The organism is Serratia sp. AR11 (assembly GCF_056376275.1).
In genome coordinates this window covers 4578344-4593396 of record NZ_CM150739.1, presented here as the reverse complement: position 1 = coordinate 4593396, position 15053 = coordinate 4578344, and the positions used below count along the sequence as shown (strand labels likewise).

General features: G+C 56.5%; 17 protein-coding genes. 9 read left to right on the top strand and 8 right to left on the bottom strand.

What is annotated here, in order from left to right; all coding sequences use genetic code 11:
• The first annotated feature begins 33 nt into the window (after nt 1–33).
• The 4 genes from cueO to hpt all read left to right on the top strand — a co-directional run bounded on the left by cueO (nt 34) and on the right by hpt (nt 2884).
• On the top strand, nt 34–1653 hold the full coding sequence (gene cueO, locus ACSOSI_RS21675) for a multicopper oxidase CueO (protein ID WP_218217918.1): 1620 nt from the start codon (nt 34–36) through the stop codon (nt 1651–1653).
• A gap of 103 nt (nt 1654–1756) precedes the next feature.
• Nucleotides 1757–1948 (top strand): type II toxin-antitoxin system RelB family antitoxin, encoded by a 192-nt coding sequence (gene relB / locus ACSOSI_RS21670; RefSeq protein ID WP_017893941.1) that lies wholly within the window; start codon nt 1757–1759, stop codon nt 1946–1948.
• Entirely contained in the window at nt 1948–2235 is a 288-nt protein-coding gene (locus tag ACSOSI_RS21665; RefSeq protein ID WP_017893940.1) for a type II toxin-antitoxin system RelE/ParE family toxin, read from the top strand. Before relB ends, ACSOSI_RS21665 begins: the two co-directional genes overlap by 1 nt.
• A gap of 112 nt (nt 2236–2347) precedes the next feature.
• Nucleotides 2348–2884, top strand: coding sequence for a hypoxanthine phosphoribosyltransferase (gene hpt, locus ACSOSI_RS21660; protein WP_012146700.1), 537 nt, complete (start codon nt 2348–2350; stop codon nt 2882–2884).
• A gap of 37 nt (nt 2885–2921) precedes the next feature.
• Here the strand turns inward: hpt and can are convergent, their stop codons facing one another.
• On the bottom strand, nt 2922–3578 hold the full coding sequence (gene can / locus ACSOSI_RS21655) for a carbonate dehydratase (RefSeq protein WP_012146699.1): 657 nt from the start codon (nt 3576–3578) through the stop codon (nt 2922–2924).
• Between the two features lie 236 nt (nt 3579–3814).
• Between can and ACSOSI_RS21650 the strand changes: the two genes are divergently transcribed.
• The 3 genes from ACSOSI_RS21650 (at nt 3815) to ACSOSI_RS21640 (ending at nt 7007) form a co-directional block, all read left to right on the top strand.
• The gene (locus tag ACSOSI_RS21650) at nt 3815–4738 is read left to right on the top strand and encodes an ABC transporter ATP-binding protein (RefSeq protein WP_476706115.1); all 924 of its coding nucleotides are present in this window, start codon (nt 3815–3817) and stop codon (nt 4736–4738) included.
• Nucleotides 4735–5505 carry an ABC transporter permease gene (locus ACSOSI_RS21645; protein WP_012146697.1) on the top strand — a complete coding sequence of 257 codons (771 nt, stop codon included), beginning with the start codon at nt 4735–4737 and terminating at the stop codon, nt 5503–5505. Before ACSOSI_RS21650 ends, ACSOSI_RS21645 begins: the two co-directional genes overlap by 4 nt.
• Before the next feature lie 221 nt (nt 5506–5726).
• The gene (locus tag ACSOSI_RS21640) at nt 5727–7007 is read left to right on the top strand and encodes a polysaccharide deacetylase family protein (protein ID WP_017893937.1); all 1281 of its coding nucleotides are present in this window, start codon (nt 5727–5729) and stop codon (nt 7005–7007) included.
• Nucleotides 7008–7046: 39 nt separating this feature from the next.
• Here the strand turns inward: ACSOSI_RS21640 and panD are convergent, their stop codons facing one another.
• From panD to panB, 3 genes are all read right to left on the bottom strand, one after another.
• Nucleotides 7047–7427, bottom strand: a complete 381-nt coding sequence (gene panD, locus ACSOSI_RS21635; RefSeq protein WP_012146695.1) for an aspartate 1-decarboxylase — start codon at nt 7425–7427, stop codon at nt 7047–7049.
• Nucleotides 7428–7561: 134 nt separating this feature from the next.
• The gene (panC, locus tag ACSOSI_RS21630) at nt 7562–8416 is read right to left on the bottom strand and encodes a pantoate--beta-alanine ligase (protein ID WP_476706114.1); all 855 of its coding nucleotides are present in this window, start codon (nt 8414–8416) and stop codon (nt 7562–7564) included.
• A gap of 24 nt (nt 8417–8440) precedes the next feature.
• The gene (gene panB, locus ACSOSI_RS21625) at nt 8441–9235 is read right to left on the bottom strand and encodes a 3-methyl-2-oxobutanoate hydroxymethyltransferase (protein ID WP_476706113.1); all 795 of its coding nucleotides are present in this window, start codon (nt 9233–9235) and stop codon (nt 8441–8443) included.
• Nucleotides 9236–9404: 169 nt separating this feature from the next.
• On the opposite strand from panB, the gene qseB reads away from it, so the two are divergent.
• Entirely contained in the window at nt 9405–10067 is a 663-nt protein-coding gene (gene qseB, locus ACSOSI_RS21620) for a quorum sensing response regulator transcription factor QseB (RefSeq protein ID WP_012146692.1), read from the top strand.
• Entirely contained in the window at nt 10064–11422 is a 1359-nt protein-coding gene (gene qseC / locus ACSOSI_RS21615) for a quorum sensing histidine kinase QseC (RefSeq protein ID WP_476706112.1), read from the top strand. The genes qseB and qseC overlap by 4 nt, the downstream gene beginning before the upstream one ends.
• Before the next feature lie 26 nt (nt 11423–11448).
• On the opposite strand, the gene folK is transcribed toward qseC, so the two are convergent.
• The 4 genes from folK to dksA form a co-directional block, all read right to left on the bottom strand.
• Entirely contained in the window at nt 11449–11949 is a 501-nt protein-coding gene (folK, locus tag ACSOSI_RS21610; RefSeq protein WP_017893931.1) for a 2-amino-4-hydroxy-6-hydroxymethyldihydropteridine diphosphokinase, read from the bottom strand.
• Nucleotides 11949–13499 carry a polynucleotide adenylyltransferase PcnB gene (pcnB, locus tag ACSOSI_RS21605; RefSeq protein ID WP_071593043.1) on the bottom strand — a complete coding sequence of 517 codons (1551 nt, stop codon included), beginning with the start codon at nt 13497–13499 and terminating at the stop codon, nt 11949–11951. Before pcnB ends, folK begins: the two co-directional genes overlap by 1 nt.
• 61 nt (nt 13500–13560) lie before the next feature.
• Nucleotides 13561–14472: a tRNA glutamyl-Q(34) synthetase GluQRS gene (gluQRS, locus tag ACSOSI_RS21600; protein WP_012146688.1), complete on the bottom strand. Its 912-nt coding sequence runs from the start codon at nt 14470–14472 to the stop codon at nt 13561–13563.
• 71 nt (nt 14473–14543) lie between these two features.
• On the bottom strand, nt 14544–14999 hold the full coding sequence (gene dksA / locus ACSOSI_RS21595; RefSeq protein ID WP_012146687.1) for an RNA polymerase-binding protein DksA: 456 nt from the start codon (nt 14997–14999) through the stop codon (nt 14544–14546).
• Nucleotides 15000–15053: the final 54 nt, after the last annotated feature.

Sequence of the window (15053 nt, the reverse complement as noted above, 5' to 3'; positions counted from 1 at the left end):
TTAAGTGCCGATCACTGAAAAAGGGAGTCAGCGATGTTACGCCGTGATTTTATCAAATTGACCGCTGCGCTGGGCGCGGCAAGTGCTTTACCCTTGTGGAGCCGGGGCGTGTGGGCAGCCGAGCTGCCGGCGTTGCCGATCCCGCCGCTGCTGATGCCGGACGCTCAAGGGAACATAGCGCTGGCGCTGCAAACCGGCGAAATGAACTGGCTGCCGGGCAAGGCGACCCAAACCTGGGGCGTTAATGGGGCGTTATTGGGACCTGCGGTGCGATTGCAGCGCGGCAAGCCGGTGACGGTGGATATTCGCAATGGCTTGCCGGAGGCCAGTACCGTTCACTGGCACGGTCTGGAAATCCCCGGTGACGTTGATGGCGGCCCGCAGGCACTGATTCAGCCAGGTACCACGCGCAGGGTGCAGTTCAAGGTCGAACAGCCCGCAGCCACCTGCTGGTTCCATCCGCATACTCACGGCAAGACTGGCCAGCAAGTGATGATGGGTTTGGCGGGGCTGGTTCTGCTGGAAGACGACGAGAGCAGCAAGTTGCCGCTGCCTAAAACCTGGGGGCAGGATGATATTCCAGTGATCCTGCAGGACAAGCGGTTGGGTAAAGATGCACAGATTGAATACCAACTGGACGTAATGAGTGCCGCAGTAGGCTGGTTCGGTGACCGTATGTTCACCAACGGTGCCCAGTATCCACGGCATGTGTCACCGCGCGGTTGGCTGCGCTTGCGTTTCCTCAACGGTTGTAATGCGCGTTCACTGAATCTGGCAACCAGCGATAATCGGCCGCTCTACGTGATCGCCAGCGACGGCGGCTTTTTGGCCGAGCCGGTCAAGCTGACCGAACTGTCGATGCTGATGGGCGAACGCTTTGAAGTGCTGGTGGATGCCTCCGACGGCAAGCCTTTCGATATTGTTACGCTGCCGGTTAAACAGATGGGCATGACGCTGGCCCCGTTCGACCAGCCGCTGCCGGTATTGCATATTCAGCCTTCGCTGGCGCAGGGTATCAAGAGCATGCCGGACAGCCTGGTCAAATTGCCCGCAATACCGGCGGTAAGCGGGATCCAGGAGCGCTGGTTGCAACTGATGATGAACCCGCAGTTGGATAAGCTGGGTATGCAGGCGTTGATGGACCGCTACGGCCATCAGGCCATGGCCGGCATGAGCATGGACCACGGCAGCATGCCTAAAGACGGTGGTGATATGGCCGGCATGAAAGGCATGGACCATGGCAGTATGAAGGGGATGGACCACGGCAATATGAAAGGGATGGATCATGGTGCCAAGTCGTTCGACTTCAGCCATGCCAATATGATCAACGGCAAGGCCTTCGACATGACCAAGCCGATGTTTGAGGCCAAGCGCGGCAAATACGAAAAATGGACCATTTCGGGTGAGGGCGACATGATGCTGCATCCGTTCCATATTCACGGCACCCAGTTCCGCATCCTGTCGGAAAACGGCAAACCTCCGGCGGCTCACCGCAGCGGCTGGAAAGACACGGTGCGGGTCGAAGGTTGGCGCAGTGAGGTATTGGTGCGCTTTGATCACTCAGCCAATAGCGATCATGCCTATATGGCCCACTGCCACCTGCTGGAACATGAAGATACCGGCATGATGCTGGGCTTTACCGTCACCGACTGATCACCCCCATGGAAAACCGGGCGGCGCACTCGCGTCGCCACGCTTGGTTTGGCCTTGGGAAGTGGCTATACTGCTTAAAATATCAGCTATGGAGGGAAGCATTATGTCGACAAAATTGGACCCTATCGTCTCGGAGTTTGAAACTCAAGAGCAGGCTGACCACTACGACCGTTGGTTTCGGAGCCAGGTTGAAGCTGCAATCAATAGTAGCGCCCCTTTGATCCCTCATGATGAAGTCATGGCCGGTGCCCGCAAGATTATCGAAGAAGCTAAAGCTAAAAGAAAATCAGCCTGATGCTGACCGTCAAATGGACTGACGAGGCAAAAACGGGTTTATATACCCTGATCGCTTTTATCGCGGAACAAAATCCAGTTGCTGCTGAGTCGCTGATGCAGCGTATAGAAGAATCGGTCATTCCAGTAACTGAACATCCGTATTTGTTCCGAACCGGGCGCGTAGCCGGAACTCGGGAAATAGTGGTACACCCAAATTATATAGTGATTTATCGCGTATTAGCGGAGCATATCGAGGTGTTAAGTGTGCTTCATGCCCGTCAGGAATACCCTCGAGCTATACCCTAAACTTAGTTGATACCTGAACCCGCCAGATTCAACGGGCGGCGCACTCGCGTCGCCAGCGGCGTCAGGCTATGCTAAACTCTGCGCCCTTCTTCCGGCAACTGACCTGAAAACTATGAAACACACTGTAGAAGTAATGATTTCCGAGCAGGAAGTTAAGACCCGTATCGCCGAACTTGGCCGCCAGATCACCGAAGATTACCGCGATAGCGGCAGTGATATGGTGCTGGTCGGGCTGCTGCGCGGTTCCTTTATGTTCATGGCCGATCTGTGTCGCACCATTGAAGTGCCGCATGAGGTCGACTTTATGACCGCCTCCAGCTACGGCAGCGGCATGTCCACCACCCGTGACGTGAAAATCCTCAAGGATTTGGATGAAGACATCCGTGGCAAAGACGTGCTGATCGTTGAAGACATCATTGACTCCGGCAATACGCTGAACAAAGTGCGCGAAATTCTGGCGCTGCGCGGGCCGAAATCACTGGCGATTTGCACCCTGCTGGACAAGCCTGAACGTCGTGAAGTCGAAGTGCCGGTGGAGTACGTGGGCTTCCCGATCCCGGACGAGTTCGTGGTAGGTTATGGCATCGATTACGCTCAGCGTTATCGCCATTTGCCGTACGTCGGCAAAGTGGTACTGCTGGACGAGTAATATGCGGTGGGCGCGGTTTGCCGCGCCCCTGACAGGATTAAATACCCTTATCCTGCTGCAGTGTAGCCATCGCCTTGCGATAGCCCATTTCCAGGCTTTCCCGGCTGGTGGCTGCAACTTCCAGATCCCGCAGACGTCCGTCTTGGATCCCGTACACCCAACCGTGAATCATCACTTTCTGCCCGCGTTTCCACGCTGACTGCATAATGGTGGAATGGCCCAGGTTATAGACTTGCTCAATCACGTTGATTTCACAGAGTACGTCGAGGCGCTGTTCTGGTTCCAGCTCACCCAACAGTGAACTGTGCTTGTACCACAGGTCACGAATGTGCAGCAGCCAGTTGTTGATCAGCCCCAGCTCAGGGTTCTCAACCGCGGCCTCTACGCCACCACAGCCCAGGTGACCGCAGATAATAATATGCTCAACTTCCAGAACGTCGACGGCGTACTGCACCACCGACAGGCAGTTTAAATCAGTGTGAATCACCAGGTTGGCCACGTTACGGTGAACAAAGAGTTCACCCGGCTCCAGCCCGGTCAGTCTTTCCGCGGGAACGCGGCTGTCTGAACAACCTATCCATAAAAAGCGAGGCTTTTGCGCCTGGGCCAAACGTTCAAAAAAGTTCGGGTCTTCCTTGCTGATGTTAGCCGACCAGGTATGGTTATTAGCGATAAGCTTTTCGATTTCTTTCATGGAGGTTATAGACCTGTAACGGACAGATTGCGTTGGGGTAATATAGGACAAGCGTCACAGTTTGGAAATCGGAACAGCTACGCTAGAGGGTATTCAGCCACTTTTTATACAGTAAGGCGGGATGGAACCTGAATTTTCCGCACGGATTTGCCTCAGTGAAAACGCTGCTGATGATAACATCACCTTCATTACAAGACGCAGCAGCATACTCATCGTCACAAGGTACTTTTTAACTTATGAATTATGCACTGGAAATAGCGCAGCTCACCAAGACTTACGCCGGTGGCGTCAAGGCATTGCGCGGGATCGACCTGAACGTCGAGGCGGGGGATTTCTACGCCTTGCTGGGGCCTAACGGCGCCGGAAAATCCACTACCATCGGCATTATCAGCTCGCTGGTTAATAAGACGTCCGGCAGCGTACGGGTGTTCGGCTACGACATCGATAAAGACATCGTCAACGCCAAGCGCCAACTTGGGCTGGTGCCGCAGGAGTTCAACTTTAACCCGTTCGAAACCGTGATGCAGATTGTGGTCAATCAGGCCGGCTACTATGGCGTGACCCGCCGTGAGGCACTGGTGCGGGCGGAAAAATACCTGACCCAGCTGGATCTGTGGGGCAAGCGCGACGAACGTGCCCGCATGTTATCTGGCGGGATGAAGCGCCGCCTGATGATCGCTCGCGCATTGATGCATCAGCCAAAATTGCTGATCCTCGACGAACCGACCGCCGGGGTAGATATCGAGCTGCGCCGCTCGATGTGGGGCTTCCTGAAAGAGCTTAATGCCCAGGGCACCACCATCATTCTCACCACCCACTATCTGGAAGAAGCAGAAATGCTGTGCCGCAATATCGGCATTATCCAAAACGGTGAGCTGGTGGAAAACACCTCGATGAAAAGCCTGTTGGCCAAGCTGAAGTCTGAAACCTTCATCCTCGATCTGGCGGCGAAAAGCCCGTTGCCGCAGCTGGACGGTTATCGCCATCGCCTGACGGACACCTCAACGCTGGAAGTGGAAGTGATGCGCGAACAGGGCCTGAATGGCCTGTTTGCCCAGCTCAGTGCGCAGGGCGTTCAGGTACTGAGCATGCGTAACAAGGCCAACCGGCTGGAAGAGCTGTTTGTCACTCTGGTTAACGGTAATGGAGAAAAAGCATGATGCGTTTGTATTGGGTGGCCTTGCAGAGCATCTGGGCTAAAGAGATCAACCGTTTTGCCCGCATCTGGATCCAGACGCTGGTGCCGCCGGTGATCACCATGACGCTGTATTTCATCATCTTCGGCAACCTGATAGGTTCACGCATTGGCGAGATGCACGGTTTTGATTACATGCAGTTTATCGTCCCCGGCCTGATTATGATGGCGGTGATCACCAACTCGTATGCCAACGTGGCGTCATCGTTCTTTAGCGCCAAATTCCAGCGCAATATTGAAGAGCTGCTGGTGGCACCGGTACCGACGCACGTGGTGATTGCCGGTTACGTCGGTGGTGGCGTAGCGCGCGGTATTTGCGTCGGCGTGCTGGTGACCGTGATTTCGCTGTTCTTCGTGCCGTTGCAGGTGCATGCCTGGTGGGTGATTGTCGCCACGCTGCTGCTGACGGCGATTTTGTTCTCGCTGGCGGGGCTGATCAACGCGGTGTTTGCCACCACCTTTGACGACATCAGCCTGATCCCGACCTTCGTGCTGACGCCGCTGACCTATCTGGGCGGGGTGTTTTACTCGCTGACGCTGCTACCGCCGTTCTGGCAGGCGGTGTCCAAACTGAACCCGATTGTCTACATGATCAGCGGATTCCGCTATGGCTTCCTGGGCATCAGCGACGTGCCGTTGACGCTGACCATGACGGTGCTGGTGGCGTTCATTGCGGTGTTCTACCTGCTGTCCTGGTACCTGATTGAGCGCGGTCGCGGTCTGCGTACCTGATTAACCAGCGTCCCCGGACATTGCGTACGGGGACGCTTTACCTGACCTGAAGCAAGTAGCCTGTAAATCAATAGAATTGCTCAAATAACCCCTTTCTCCCCGCCATTCAAATCGTGCTATGCTGGCGCTCCACATTTTCTCCATTTTGTTATATACCCTATGAATTTCAAGTTGCGGCTGGAAAAGCGACGGGTATACGCACTCGTAAGCAGAACATAACCATGCGGTCTACACACAAGATAGCGGCTGGGTTACTCGGCATTCTGTTGTCCCTTGTCGCCCCGGCAAGCCTGGCCAATTTGTTGTCGGAAGACAGTGCCGTTAAATCCGAATATATGGAAGCGCAACGCGACAGTGAGGTTTATTCGCTGATTGGCGAGCATGTCATTCCTGTCGGTGAAGTGAAGCAGGGGCAACTGATCCAGGTGTTCCCGGCGGATGCGGAATATTACGAGTTCAAATTCGGCCACGGCACGGGTTTTATCGATAAAGACGATGTGCGAGAGCTTAAAAAATCACGCAAGGTGAAAGACGATCTGGGGGAGTTGAATAAACCGCTGACTAACCAGAACCTGATCACGCAGAAGGCGATCAACGTCTATACCGATGCGGATAACACCAGCGATGTGTTTGGTGTACTGGAACAGAACCTGCGCTACCCGATTATCGGCAAGCTGAAAGATCGGCTCAACAACACCTGGTATGAGGTCAATATTGGCGATCGCCTGGGTTATGTCAGTGAGCTGGACTGTGAGATTGACACCGGTATACCGATACTGACCTATCATCATCTGCTGAAAAACGAAGAGAACAAGCGCTTCCGCCATACCTCGACGACTACCTCTGACGTGGCGTTCAGTAACCAGATGACCTATTTGAAGCAGGCGGGCTACGACACTATTTCCCTGTATCAGTTGGAAGCCTACCTGAAAAACCAGATCAATCTGCCGGGCAGGGCGGTGGTGCTGACATTTGATGACGGGCTGAAATCGGTCTATCGCTACGCTTACCCGGTCTTGAAGAATTACGGCTTCCGTGCCACGGCGTTTATTATTTCTTCACGCATCAAGCGTCACCCGCAGAAGTGGAACCCAGATTCGCTGCAGTTTATGAGCATTTCCGAGCTGAAGCAGATTCAGGACGTGTTCGACGTGCAGTCACATACCCATTTCCTGCATCGTACCGACGGTAATCGTCAACCGATCCTGCTCAGTCGTTCACTGCACAATATTGAATTCGATTTTGAGCGCTCACGCCGCGCGCTGTCGCAGTTTAATCCGCATGTGCTGTATGTCTCCTACCCATTTGGCGGCTACAATCAGCGGGCGATACAGGCTGCGAAAGACGCCGGTTTTCATATGGCGGTGACCACGGTGCAGGGCAAAGTGAAACCGGGGGATAACCCCTATACGCTGAAACGGCTGTATATTTTGCGCACCGACTCGATTCAGACCATGGCGGACAGAATAGCCAATAAACCGGGAACGCTGGTGGTGCAATAATCAGGAAGGAACGGGCGCCGACAGCGCCCGTTTTTACTTTTATGCGACCTGAACCGGCACGGCTTTCGCCTTGCGCTGCAGGTGGTTGTCACCCTCGAAGTAGCCCACTTTCGGGCGGTGTTGGCGGGCATCGGCATCGCTCATCTGTACGTAGGAGCAGATGATCAGTTTGTCGCCCACGCAGGCGCAGCGTGCTGCCGCACCATTGACCGAAATAATGCGCGAACCGCGTTCGGCGGCGATGGCATAGGTTGAGAAACGCTGACCGTTATCAACGTTATAAATATCGATAGCTTCATATTCCAGAATGCCTGCGGCCTCCAGAAAGTCCTGATCAATCGCGCAGGAGCCTTCATAGTGCAAGTCGGCCTGAGTCACTTTCACCCGATGCAGCTTGCCTTGCAGCATAGTACGTATCATAACTTTACCTAACTGAGTATCAGCCTTCACAGGCGATTGAGGTTAAACATCCATCCGGTGTTATCGTCACCGATAAGCCCGCCATTGTCTACTGTCTGGCCGGTCGCAATGGTGACGATTGCACAAAAAATGACCTACAGCGTCAGGTCAACCTGTTGATTGTCGATCAACCGCGCTTTACCCAGCCAGGCGGCCATTAACACCACGGCACGTTGGCTTTCAACACCCAGCGGTTGCAGGCTGTCGGCGTCGCGGATAAACAGCTCATCCGGGGTGAACCCGGCGTTGCGCAGGTGCTCTGCGGTTTGTTCCAGCAGCTCGTCGACGTGGCGTTCACCGTTGCTGAGCTGTTCGGCCAGCGCATTCATGATTCTGCTGAGCTGTGGGGCGATTTTCCGCTCTTCGGCGGTCAGGTAACCGTTGCGTGAGCTGAGCGCCAGACCATCTTTGGCCCGTACTGTCGGTACGCCAACAATGTTGATGTCGTAGCCCATATCCGCCACCATCTTGCGGATCAGCGCCAGTTGCTGATAGTCCTTCTCGCCAAAACAGGCCAGATCCGGCTGTACCAGATTGAACAACTTGCTGACAATAGTGGCGACGCCGCGGTAGTGGCCCGGACGGCTGGCACCCTCCAGCATGGTGGAAATCCCCGGTACGTCGACATAGGTTTGCTGTTCCAGCCCCTGCGGATAGACATCGGCCGGCGCAGGGGCGAACACCAGTTCGACGCCGCGGCGGGTTAGTTTCTCGCTGTCTTCCTGCAGGGTGCGTGGGTAACTGGCCAGATCTTCAGGGCGTTCGAATTGCATCGGATTGACGAAAATACTGACTACCACGATATCGGCGCGCGCGCGGGCTTCATCGATAAGCCGCATATGACCTTCGTGCAGGTTGCCCATGGTCGGCACCAGCGCGATGCGTTTGCCATCCTGACGCCAGCGGCGGATCTGCTGACGCAACAGCGGCAGGGTTTCGATAATTACCATTCCATAACTCCTAACGCGGACACTTTAGTTGAAAGAGTGCTCTTCAGCGGGGTAAATGCCTTGCTCTACGTCCTGAATATATTGTTGCACCGCCGAGCGGATATCGCCGCTCTGTGCCAGGAAGTTTTTAGCGAATTTTGGCGTGCGGCCACCGGTAATGCCGAAGGCGTCGTGCATCACCAGGATCTGTCCATCGGTGGCGTTACCGGCACCAATGCCGATCACCGGAATGGTCAGGGCTTCGGTGACCTTGCGTGCCAGTTCGGTTGGTACGCACTCCAGCACCAGTAGTTGGATACCGGCCAGCTCCAGATTTTTTGCATCTTCCAGCAGTTGCTTGGCGGCAAGTTCATCGCGGCCTTGCACCTTGTAGCCGCCGAATACGTTGACTGACTGCGGCGTCAGGCCGAGGTGGCCACAGACCGGCACCGCGCGTTCGGTGAGTGTTTTCACCGTTTCACACAGCCAACTGCCGCCTTCCAGCTTCACCATATTGGCACCGGCCTGCATCAGCTCGGCGGCATTGGCGCAGGCCAATTGTGGGGTGGCATAGCTCATAAAGGGCAGGTCGGCCAACAGCAGACAGGCCGGAGCACCCCGGCGCACGGCACGGGTATGATAGGCGATATCGGCGACGGTGACCGGTAGGGTAGAGTCGTGGCCCTGCAGCGTCATGCCCAGTGAATCGCCCACCAGCAGCACTTTAACGCCTTGCTCTTCAAACAGTTTGGCAAAGCTGGCATCGTAGGCGGTGAGGGAAGCAAACTTACGCTGTTCCTGCTTCCACTGGTGCAAATGGGTCACGGTGGTGGGTTTCATCACGTCGTCTCCTGAATAGAGCCGCGCGGCGTGCGCAGGGCCCTGGCGGCAAAAAAGTGCTGTCATTCTACTGTAACCCTAACGGGGTGGGTAGCGCAGATCATAATGCTTAAGCGGTTCTTAAGAACCTTGTGGTGTAATGGGCGGCAATGGCTAAAAAAGGACGCACATGCGAATTCTGCTGATAGAAGATGACAAGTTAATCGGCGACGGTATCAAGGCCGGGCTGACCAGGTTGGGCTTTAATCTGGACTGGTTTACCGATGGACTGGTCGGCAAAAATGCGCTGGAAAGCGCGCCTTACGATGCGGTGATCCTCGACTTGAGCCTGCCGGGCCTCGATGGCCTGGATCTGTTGCGTCAGTGGCGGCAGGCCGGCCATGACGTGCCGGTGCTGATCCTGACCGCGCGTGACGCACTGGAGCAACGGGTTAGCGGCCTGCAAAGCGGCGCCGATGATTACCTGTGTAAACCTTTTGCCCTGACGGAAGTTGCGGCGCGCCTGCAGGCCTTGATTCGCCGTCGTCACGGCCAACTGATGCCGCAACTGGTCCATGGCAATGTGGTGTTCGATACCGCAACCCGTAGCGTGAGCTGTAACGGTGAGCCGGTCACGCTGACCCCGCGTGAATTGGCGGTGCTGGAGCTGTTTTTGCATAACAAGGGACGGGTATTGGCGCGGCCGCTGATCCAGGAAAAACTGTACAACTGGGACGACGAAGTCAGCAGCAACGCGGTGGAGGTGCATATCCATCATCTGCGGCGCAAGCTGGGTAACGGGTTTATCCGCACCATACACGGCGTGGGTTATACGCTGGGGGATAATGCGTGAAACATCTTAGTCTGCGGTTGAGATTGATCCTGATTTTCAGCCTGCTGGCGTTATTGACCTGGTGCGCTGCCAGCCTGGTGGCCTGGAAGATGAGCCGCAATATCATCAACGAAGTCTTCGATACCCAGCAGATGCTGTTTGCCAAACGGCTGGCAACCGCCAATCTGGGCGATCTGTTGGCAGACGAGAGCGTGCGCAGCCTGCCGAAAACCAAAAAACTGGTGCATCACGGCAAGCGTGGCGAGCAGGATGATGATGCGCTGGCGTTCGCCATCTTCGACCGCAGCGGCAAGATGCTGCTCAATGACGGGGAGAACGGGGCAGATTTCCGTTTTGACGGCGACCGTGAAGGTTTCACCGACGGAGAACGTAAGGGCGATGATGACAGTTGGCGGTTGCTGTGGCTGACCAGCCCGGATGGCCGTTATCGCATCGTGGTGGGGCAGGAGTGGGATTATCGCCGGGATATGGCGCTGGGCATGGTGACCGGGCAACTGGTGCCATGGCTGGTGACGCTGCCGATACTGATGCTACTGATTGCGCTGATGGTCGGGCGCGAGCTGCGGCCATTACGCACCGTCGCTGCCGGGCTGCGTAAACGCGCACCGGACGATGCTACGCCGCTGGATGCCGGTCAGGTTCCGACCGAAGTCCGGCCATTAGTCGATGCGCTTAATGCTCTGTTTGCCCGAATCAATGCGCTGTTGGTGCGTGAACGCCGTTTTACTTCTGACGCCGCCCACGAACTGCGTAGCCCATTGGCGGCGCTGCGGGTGCAAACGGAAGTGGTACAACTGGCCGGTGATGACGAGCAGATGCGTGAGCATGCGCTGGGCAATCTGACGGTAGGTATCGATCGCGCCACCCGGTTGGTGGATCAACTGCTGACGCTGTCGCGGTTGGATTCCCTGTCAGACCTCGCCGAGCTGGAAGCTGCCGACTGGAGCCAACTGGTACCGATGACGTTGGCCGAGCAGGATCGCCATGCTCATGCGGCCGGCGTCACGCTACGTTACGAACAGCAGGGCATGCCACCACCGTTACAGGGGCAAGCGTTGCTGCTGTCGCTGCTGGTGCGCAACCTGGTGGATAATGCGGTGCGTTACACCCCGACGGGCGGTACGGTCACGGTGAGGCTGACAGAGCGTCTGTTGACGGTGGTAGACGATGGCCCGGGCGTGACGACGGAACATCTGGCGCGGTTGGGGGAGCGTTTTTATCGTCCACCGGGTCAGGAACAGACCGGTAGCGGGTTGGGGTTGTCAATTGTGCAACGCATTGCCGGTTTACACGGGCTGCGGGTTAGCTTCGCCAATCGGCCTGAAGGGGGCTTTGTTGCTCAGGTAGCGCTGTAGGGGCGTTCTGTATATCCTGCGCCGACTCAGGCTTTTTGCCTGGGTTGGTGCCAGAGCTCCATGCCGTTTTGCGGCACACGCTTCAGGCAGCTGACCAGCGATTCGCCGTCCGGGAAGACTAACTCGGGGGCGATTTCTGCCAACGGATAGAGCATAAACTCACGCTCTTTCAGACCGTAGTGCGGCACCGTCAGGCGATCGGTATGGATCACTTGTTCGCCATACAGCATGATATCCAGATCGAGGGTGCGTGGGCCCCAGCGCTCATCTTTGCGCACGCGGCCCTGATTGCGTTCAATCGCCTGGGTGTGATCGAGTAACTGTTCGGCGGGCAGCAAGGTATCCAGTGCCACCACCGCATTGAGAAAGTCCGGCTGGTTCTGCGGCCCCAGCGGCTTGGTGCGGTAAAACGAAGAACAGACGATCAACCGGGTGCGCGGGAGATGCTCCAGCGCTTCCAGTGCGGCTTTCACCTGCTGTAGCGGGTGCGCCAGGTTGCTGCCCAGCGCGATATAAACGCGGATCATTATTCTCCTTCTTTACGCGGCGTCCGACGGCGAGGGCGGCGCTGACGCGCACGGCGCGGTGCCGGATCGTCACCCAAAGTACTTAACATGGTTTTCTGTCGTGCCGGTGTGGCTTCCTGGAACTCGCCCCACCATTCGGTCAGACGCAGCATCTCCTGGTTTTCTTCTACTTCGGCACGCAGCGCCAGCAAATCGTAAGCGGCACGGAATTTCGGATGTTCCATCAGCTTGTGCGCACGCTTGCCCTGACGACGGGACAGACGCAGCTGCAGCTGCCAGATATCGCGAACCAGCGTGGTGATGCGTTTTGGAATGGCCAGCGAACGACACTGCTCGTCCAACACATCATTCATCGCCAGCGCGAAGGCGTCGTAGTAAGCCAGCCCACTTTCCTGAGCCAGTTTCTGCGCATGTTCCAGCAGCGGATACCAAAGCATAGCAGCAAACAGGAACGCCGGATTGACGCGCATGTTGTTTTGCAGACGGTAGTCGGTGTTCTTCAGCACCTGCGCCAGAATACGCTCCATTGGCGTGTCCTGACCCGGCGTGAAGTGACGTGCAATCTGCGGGAACAGCGGCTGGAACAGCTGGTATTCACAGAGTTTCAGATAGGTCGGGTAACCGTAGCCTGCCTGCAGCAGCTTGAGTGATTCCTCAAACAGACGCGCCGGCGGGATCTCATGCAGCAAGGACGCCAGACGCGGGATTGGCTCGGCGGTTTCATCGCTGATGGTCATGTCCAGCTTGGCGGCAAAGCGCACCGCGCGCAGCATACGCACCGGGTCTTCACGATAACGGGTTTCCGGATCGCCAATCAGACGGATCACGCCCTGTTTAAGATCGCGCAGGCCATCGACGTAATCACGCAGGGTGAAGTCCGCTACACCGTAATACAGGCTGTTGATGGTGAAGTCGCGGCGCTGGGCATCTTCTTCGATCGAACCAAAGATGTTGTCGCGCAGCAGCATGCCGTTTTGGGCCTGCTGGGAAGAATTTTTGTCAGACTCCGGCGTTTGCTGCTCGTGGTGACCACGGAAGGTGGCAACCTCAATGATTTCCGGCCCGAACATCACGTGGGCCAGGCGGAAGCGGCGGCCAACCAGACGGCAGTTGCGGAACAGCTTGCGCACTTGCTCCGGCGTCGCGTTGGTGGTGATGTCGAAATCTTTCGGTTTTTTGCCCAGCAGCAGGTCGCGTACGCCGCCACCGACCAGATAGGCTTCGAAGCCGGATTTGTTCAGGCGATACAGCACCTTCAGCGCATTCTCACTGATGTCTTTACGTGAGATGGAATGCTGGTCGCGTGGGATCACGGTCATTGAGCCGGTTCCCTCTGCGGCAGGAAAAGGGGGGCGTTTACGCGGTGCCGGCCGGCGGGCAGGGCTTTCTCTGCCGCGTTCGACGGAACGTCGCTGCGGCGCGGCCGGCTGTTCCGCCACCACGCTTTCTTCGCGGACTACGTTTTTATCGCTGACCGGCGCATCGTCGCGCGGTTGCTTGTCATCGCGGATTAGCACCTTACGGCAGAAATTGGCTACTCGGGTAAAAATGGTACACCTCGATAGTGTCTGATAAAAATGGCGCTAACAAAAAATAGCGGCTAATCATAGCTCACCATGGCTCTTTTGAGAATGCCGATGTGTTTTCGTCCAGGGAAATAGCCTCCCGGCGTGGCACATCCTCCAGCTTCCAGTGAGCGACTGCCCAGCTCAATAATAACGACAGGTCAAGATCTTGCCAGCTTTCCGGCAGCGGTTGACGCAGAAATTTCAGCGCGGCCACCAGGGTCGGCCGTGGATCGCCGTCGGGGAGAGCGGGCGCATGGTTTTGCTTCGACAGTTTGCTGCCGTTAGCGCCCAGCGCCAGCGGCAGATGTACATAGGTGGGTACTGGCGCCTGCAACTGGTGGTACAGCGCTATCTGGCGCACCGTCGGTTCAATCAGGTCGGCACCACGCACAATTTCGGTAACGCCCTGAAAATGGTCGTCCACCACCACCGCCAGATTATAGGCGAACAGCCCATCGCGTCGGCGGATGATAAAGTCTTCCCGTGCCAGCGCCGGGTCGGCCTGCAACTCGCCCTGCAGGCGGTCATGGAAGGCGTAAACCGGGGTGGACTGGCGTAAGCGAATGGCGGCACCCTGCGGGCCAAGATTCAAATGACGACAGTGGCCGTCATACAGACCGCCTAGCTGCTGGATACGGCTGCGGGTGCAGTTGCAGCAATAGCTGAGCCCCTGCTGATGCAGTAGATCCAAAGTAGCGCGGTAGGCTTCATGACGTTGGGATTGATAGATGACCTGGCCGTCCCAGAGGAGACCATAGTGTTCCAGAGCGGATAAGATACGATCGGCCGCACCGGCGACTTCGCGCGGGGGATCGATATCTTCAATGCGAACCAGCCACTGCCCGCGTTGGGCACGAGCCTGGAGGTAGCTTCCCAGAGCGGCAATCAGCGAACCAAAATGCAGGCTTCCGGAAGGCGATGGGGCAAAGCGCCCCACATATTGTCTTTCTTGCATATCAGAGGGGAAACTTTCCCTTTTCTCTGTGCGGCGCACGCAGAACGCACGCCGCAGCGGTAACAACTGTATTAGCCTGCCATCTGCTTTTCGCGGATTTCGGCCAGAGTCTTGCAGTCGATGCACAAATCAGCAGTCGGACGCGCTTCAAGGCGACGAATGCCGATCTCCACGCCGCAGGATTCGCAGTAGCCGAAATCTTCGTCTTCTACTTTCTTCAGCGTTTTCTCGATCTTTTTAATCAGTTTGCGTTCGCGGTCGCGGTTACGCAGTTCAAGACTGAACTCTTCTTCCTGAGTGGCACGGTCGGCCGGATCAGGGAAGTTGGCTGCCTCTTCCTGCATATGAGATACAGTACGATCCACTTCATCCCTGAGCTGGTTGCGCCATGCTTCAAGAATGCGCTTGAAATGCGACAACTGGGCGTCGTTCATGTACTCTTCGCCCGGCTTCTCTTGGTACGGCTCCACCCCAGCGATGGCGAGAATGCTCAAGGACGAGGTTTTACGGGTTTGCCCTTCTTGCATGTTGCTTCTCCTACATACACACGCACTATCGAATCCCCAATGTGGGGGAAAAAC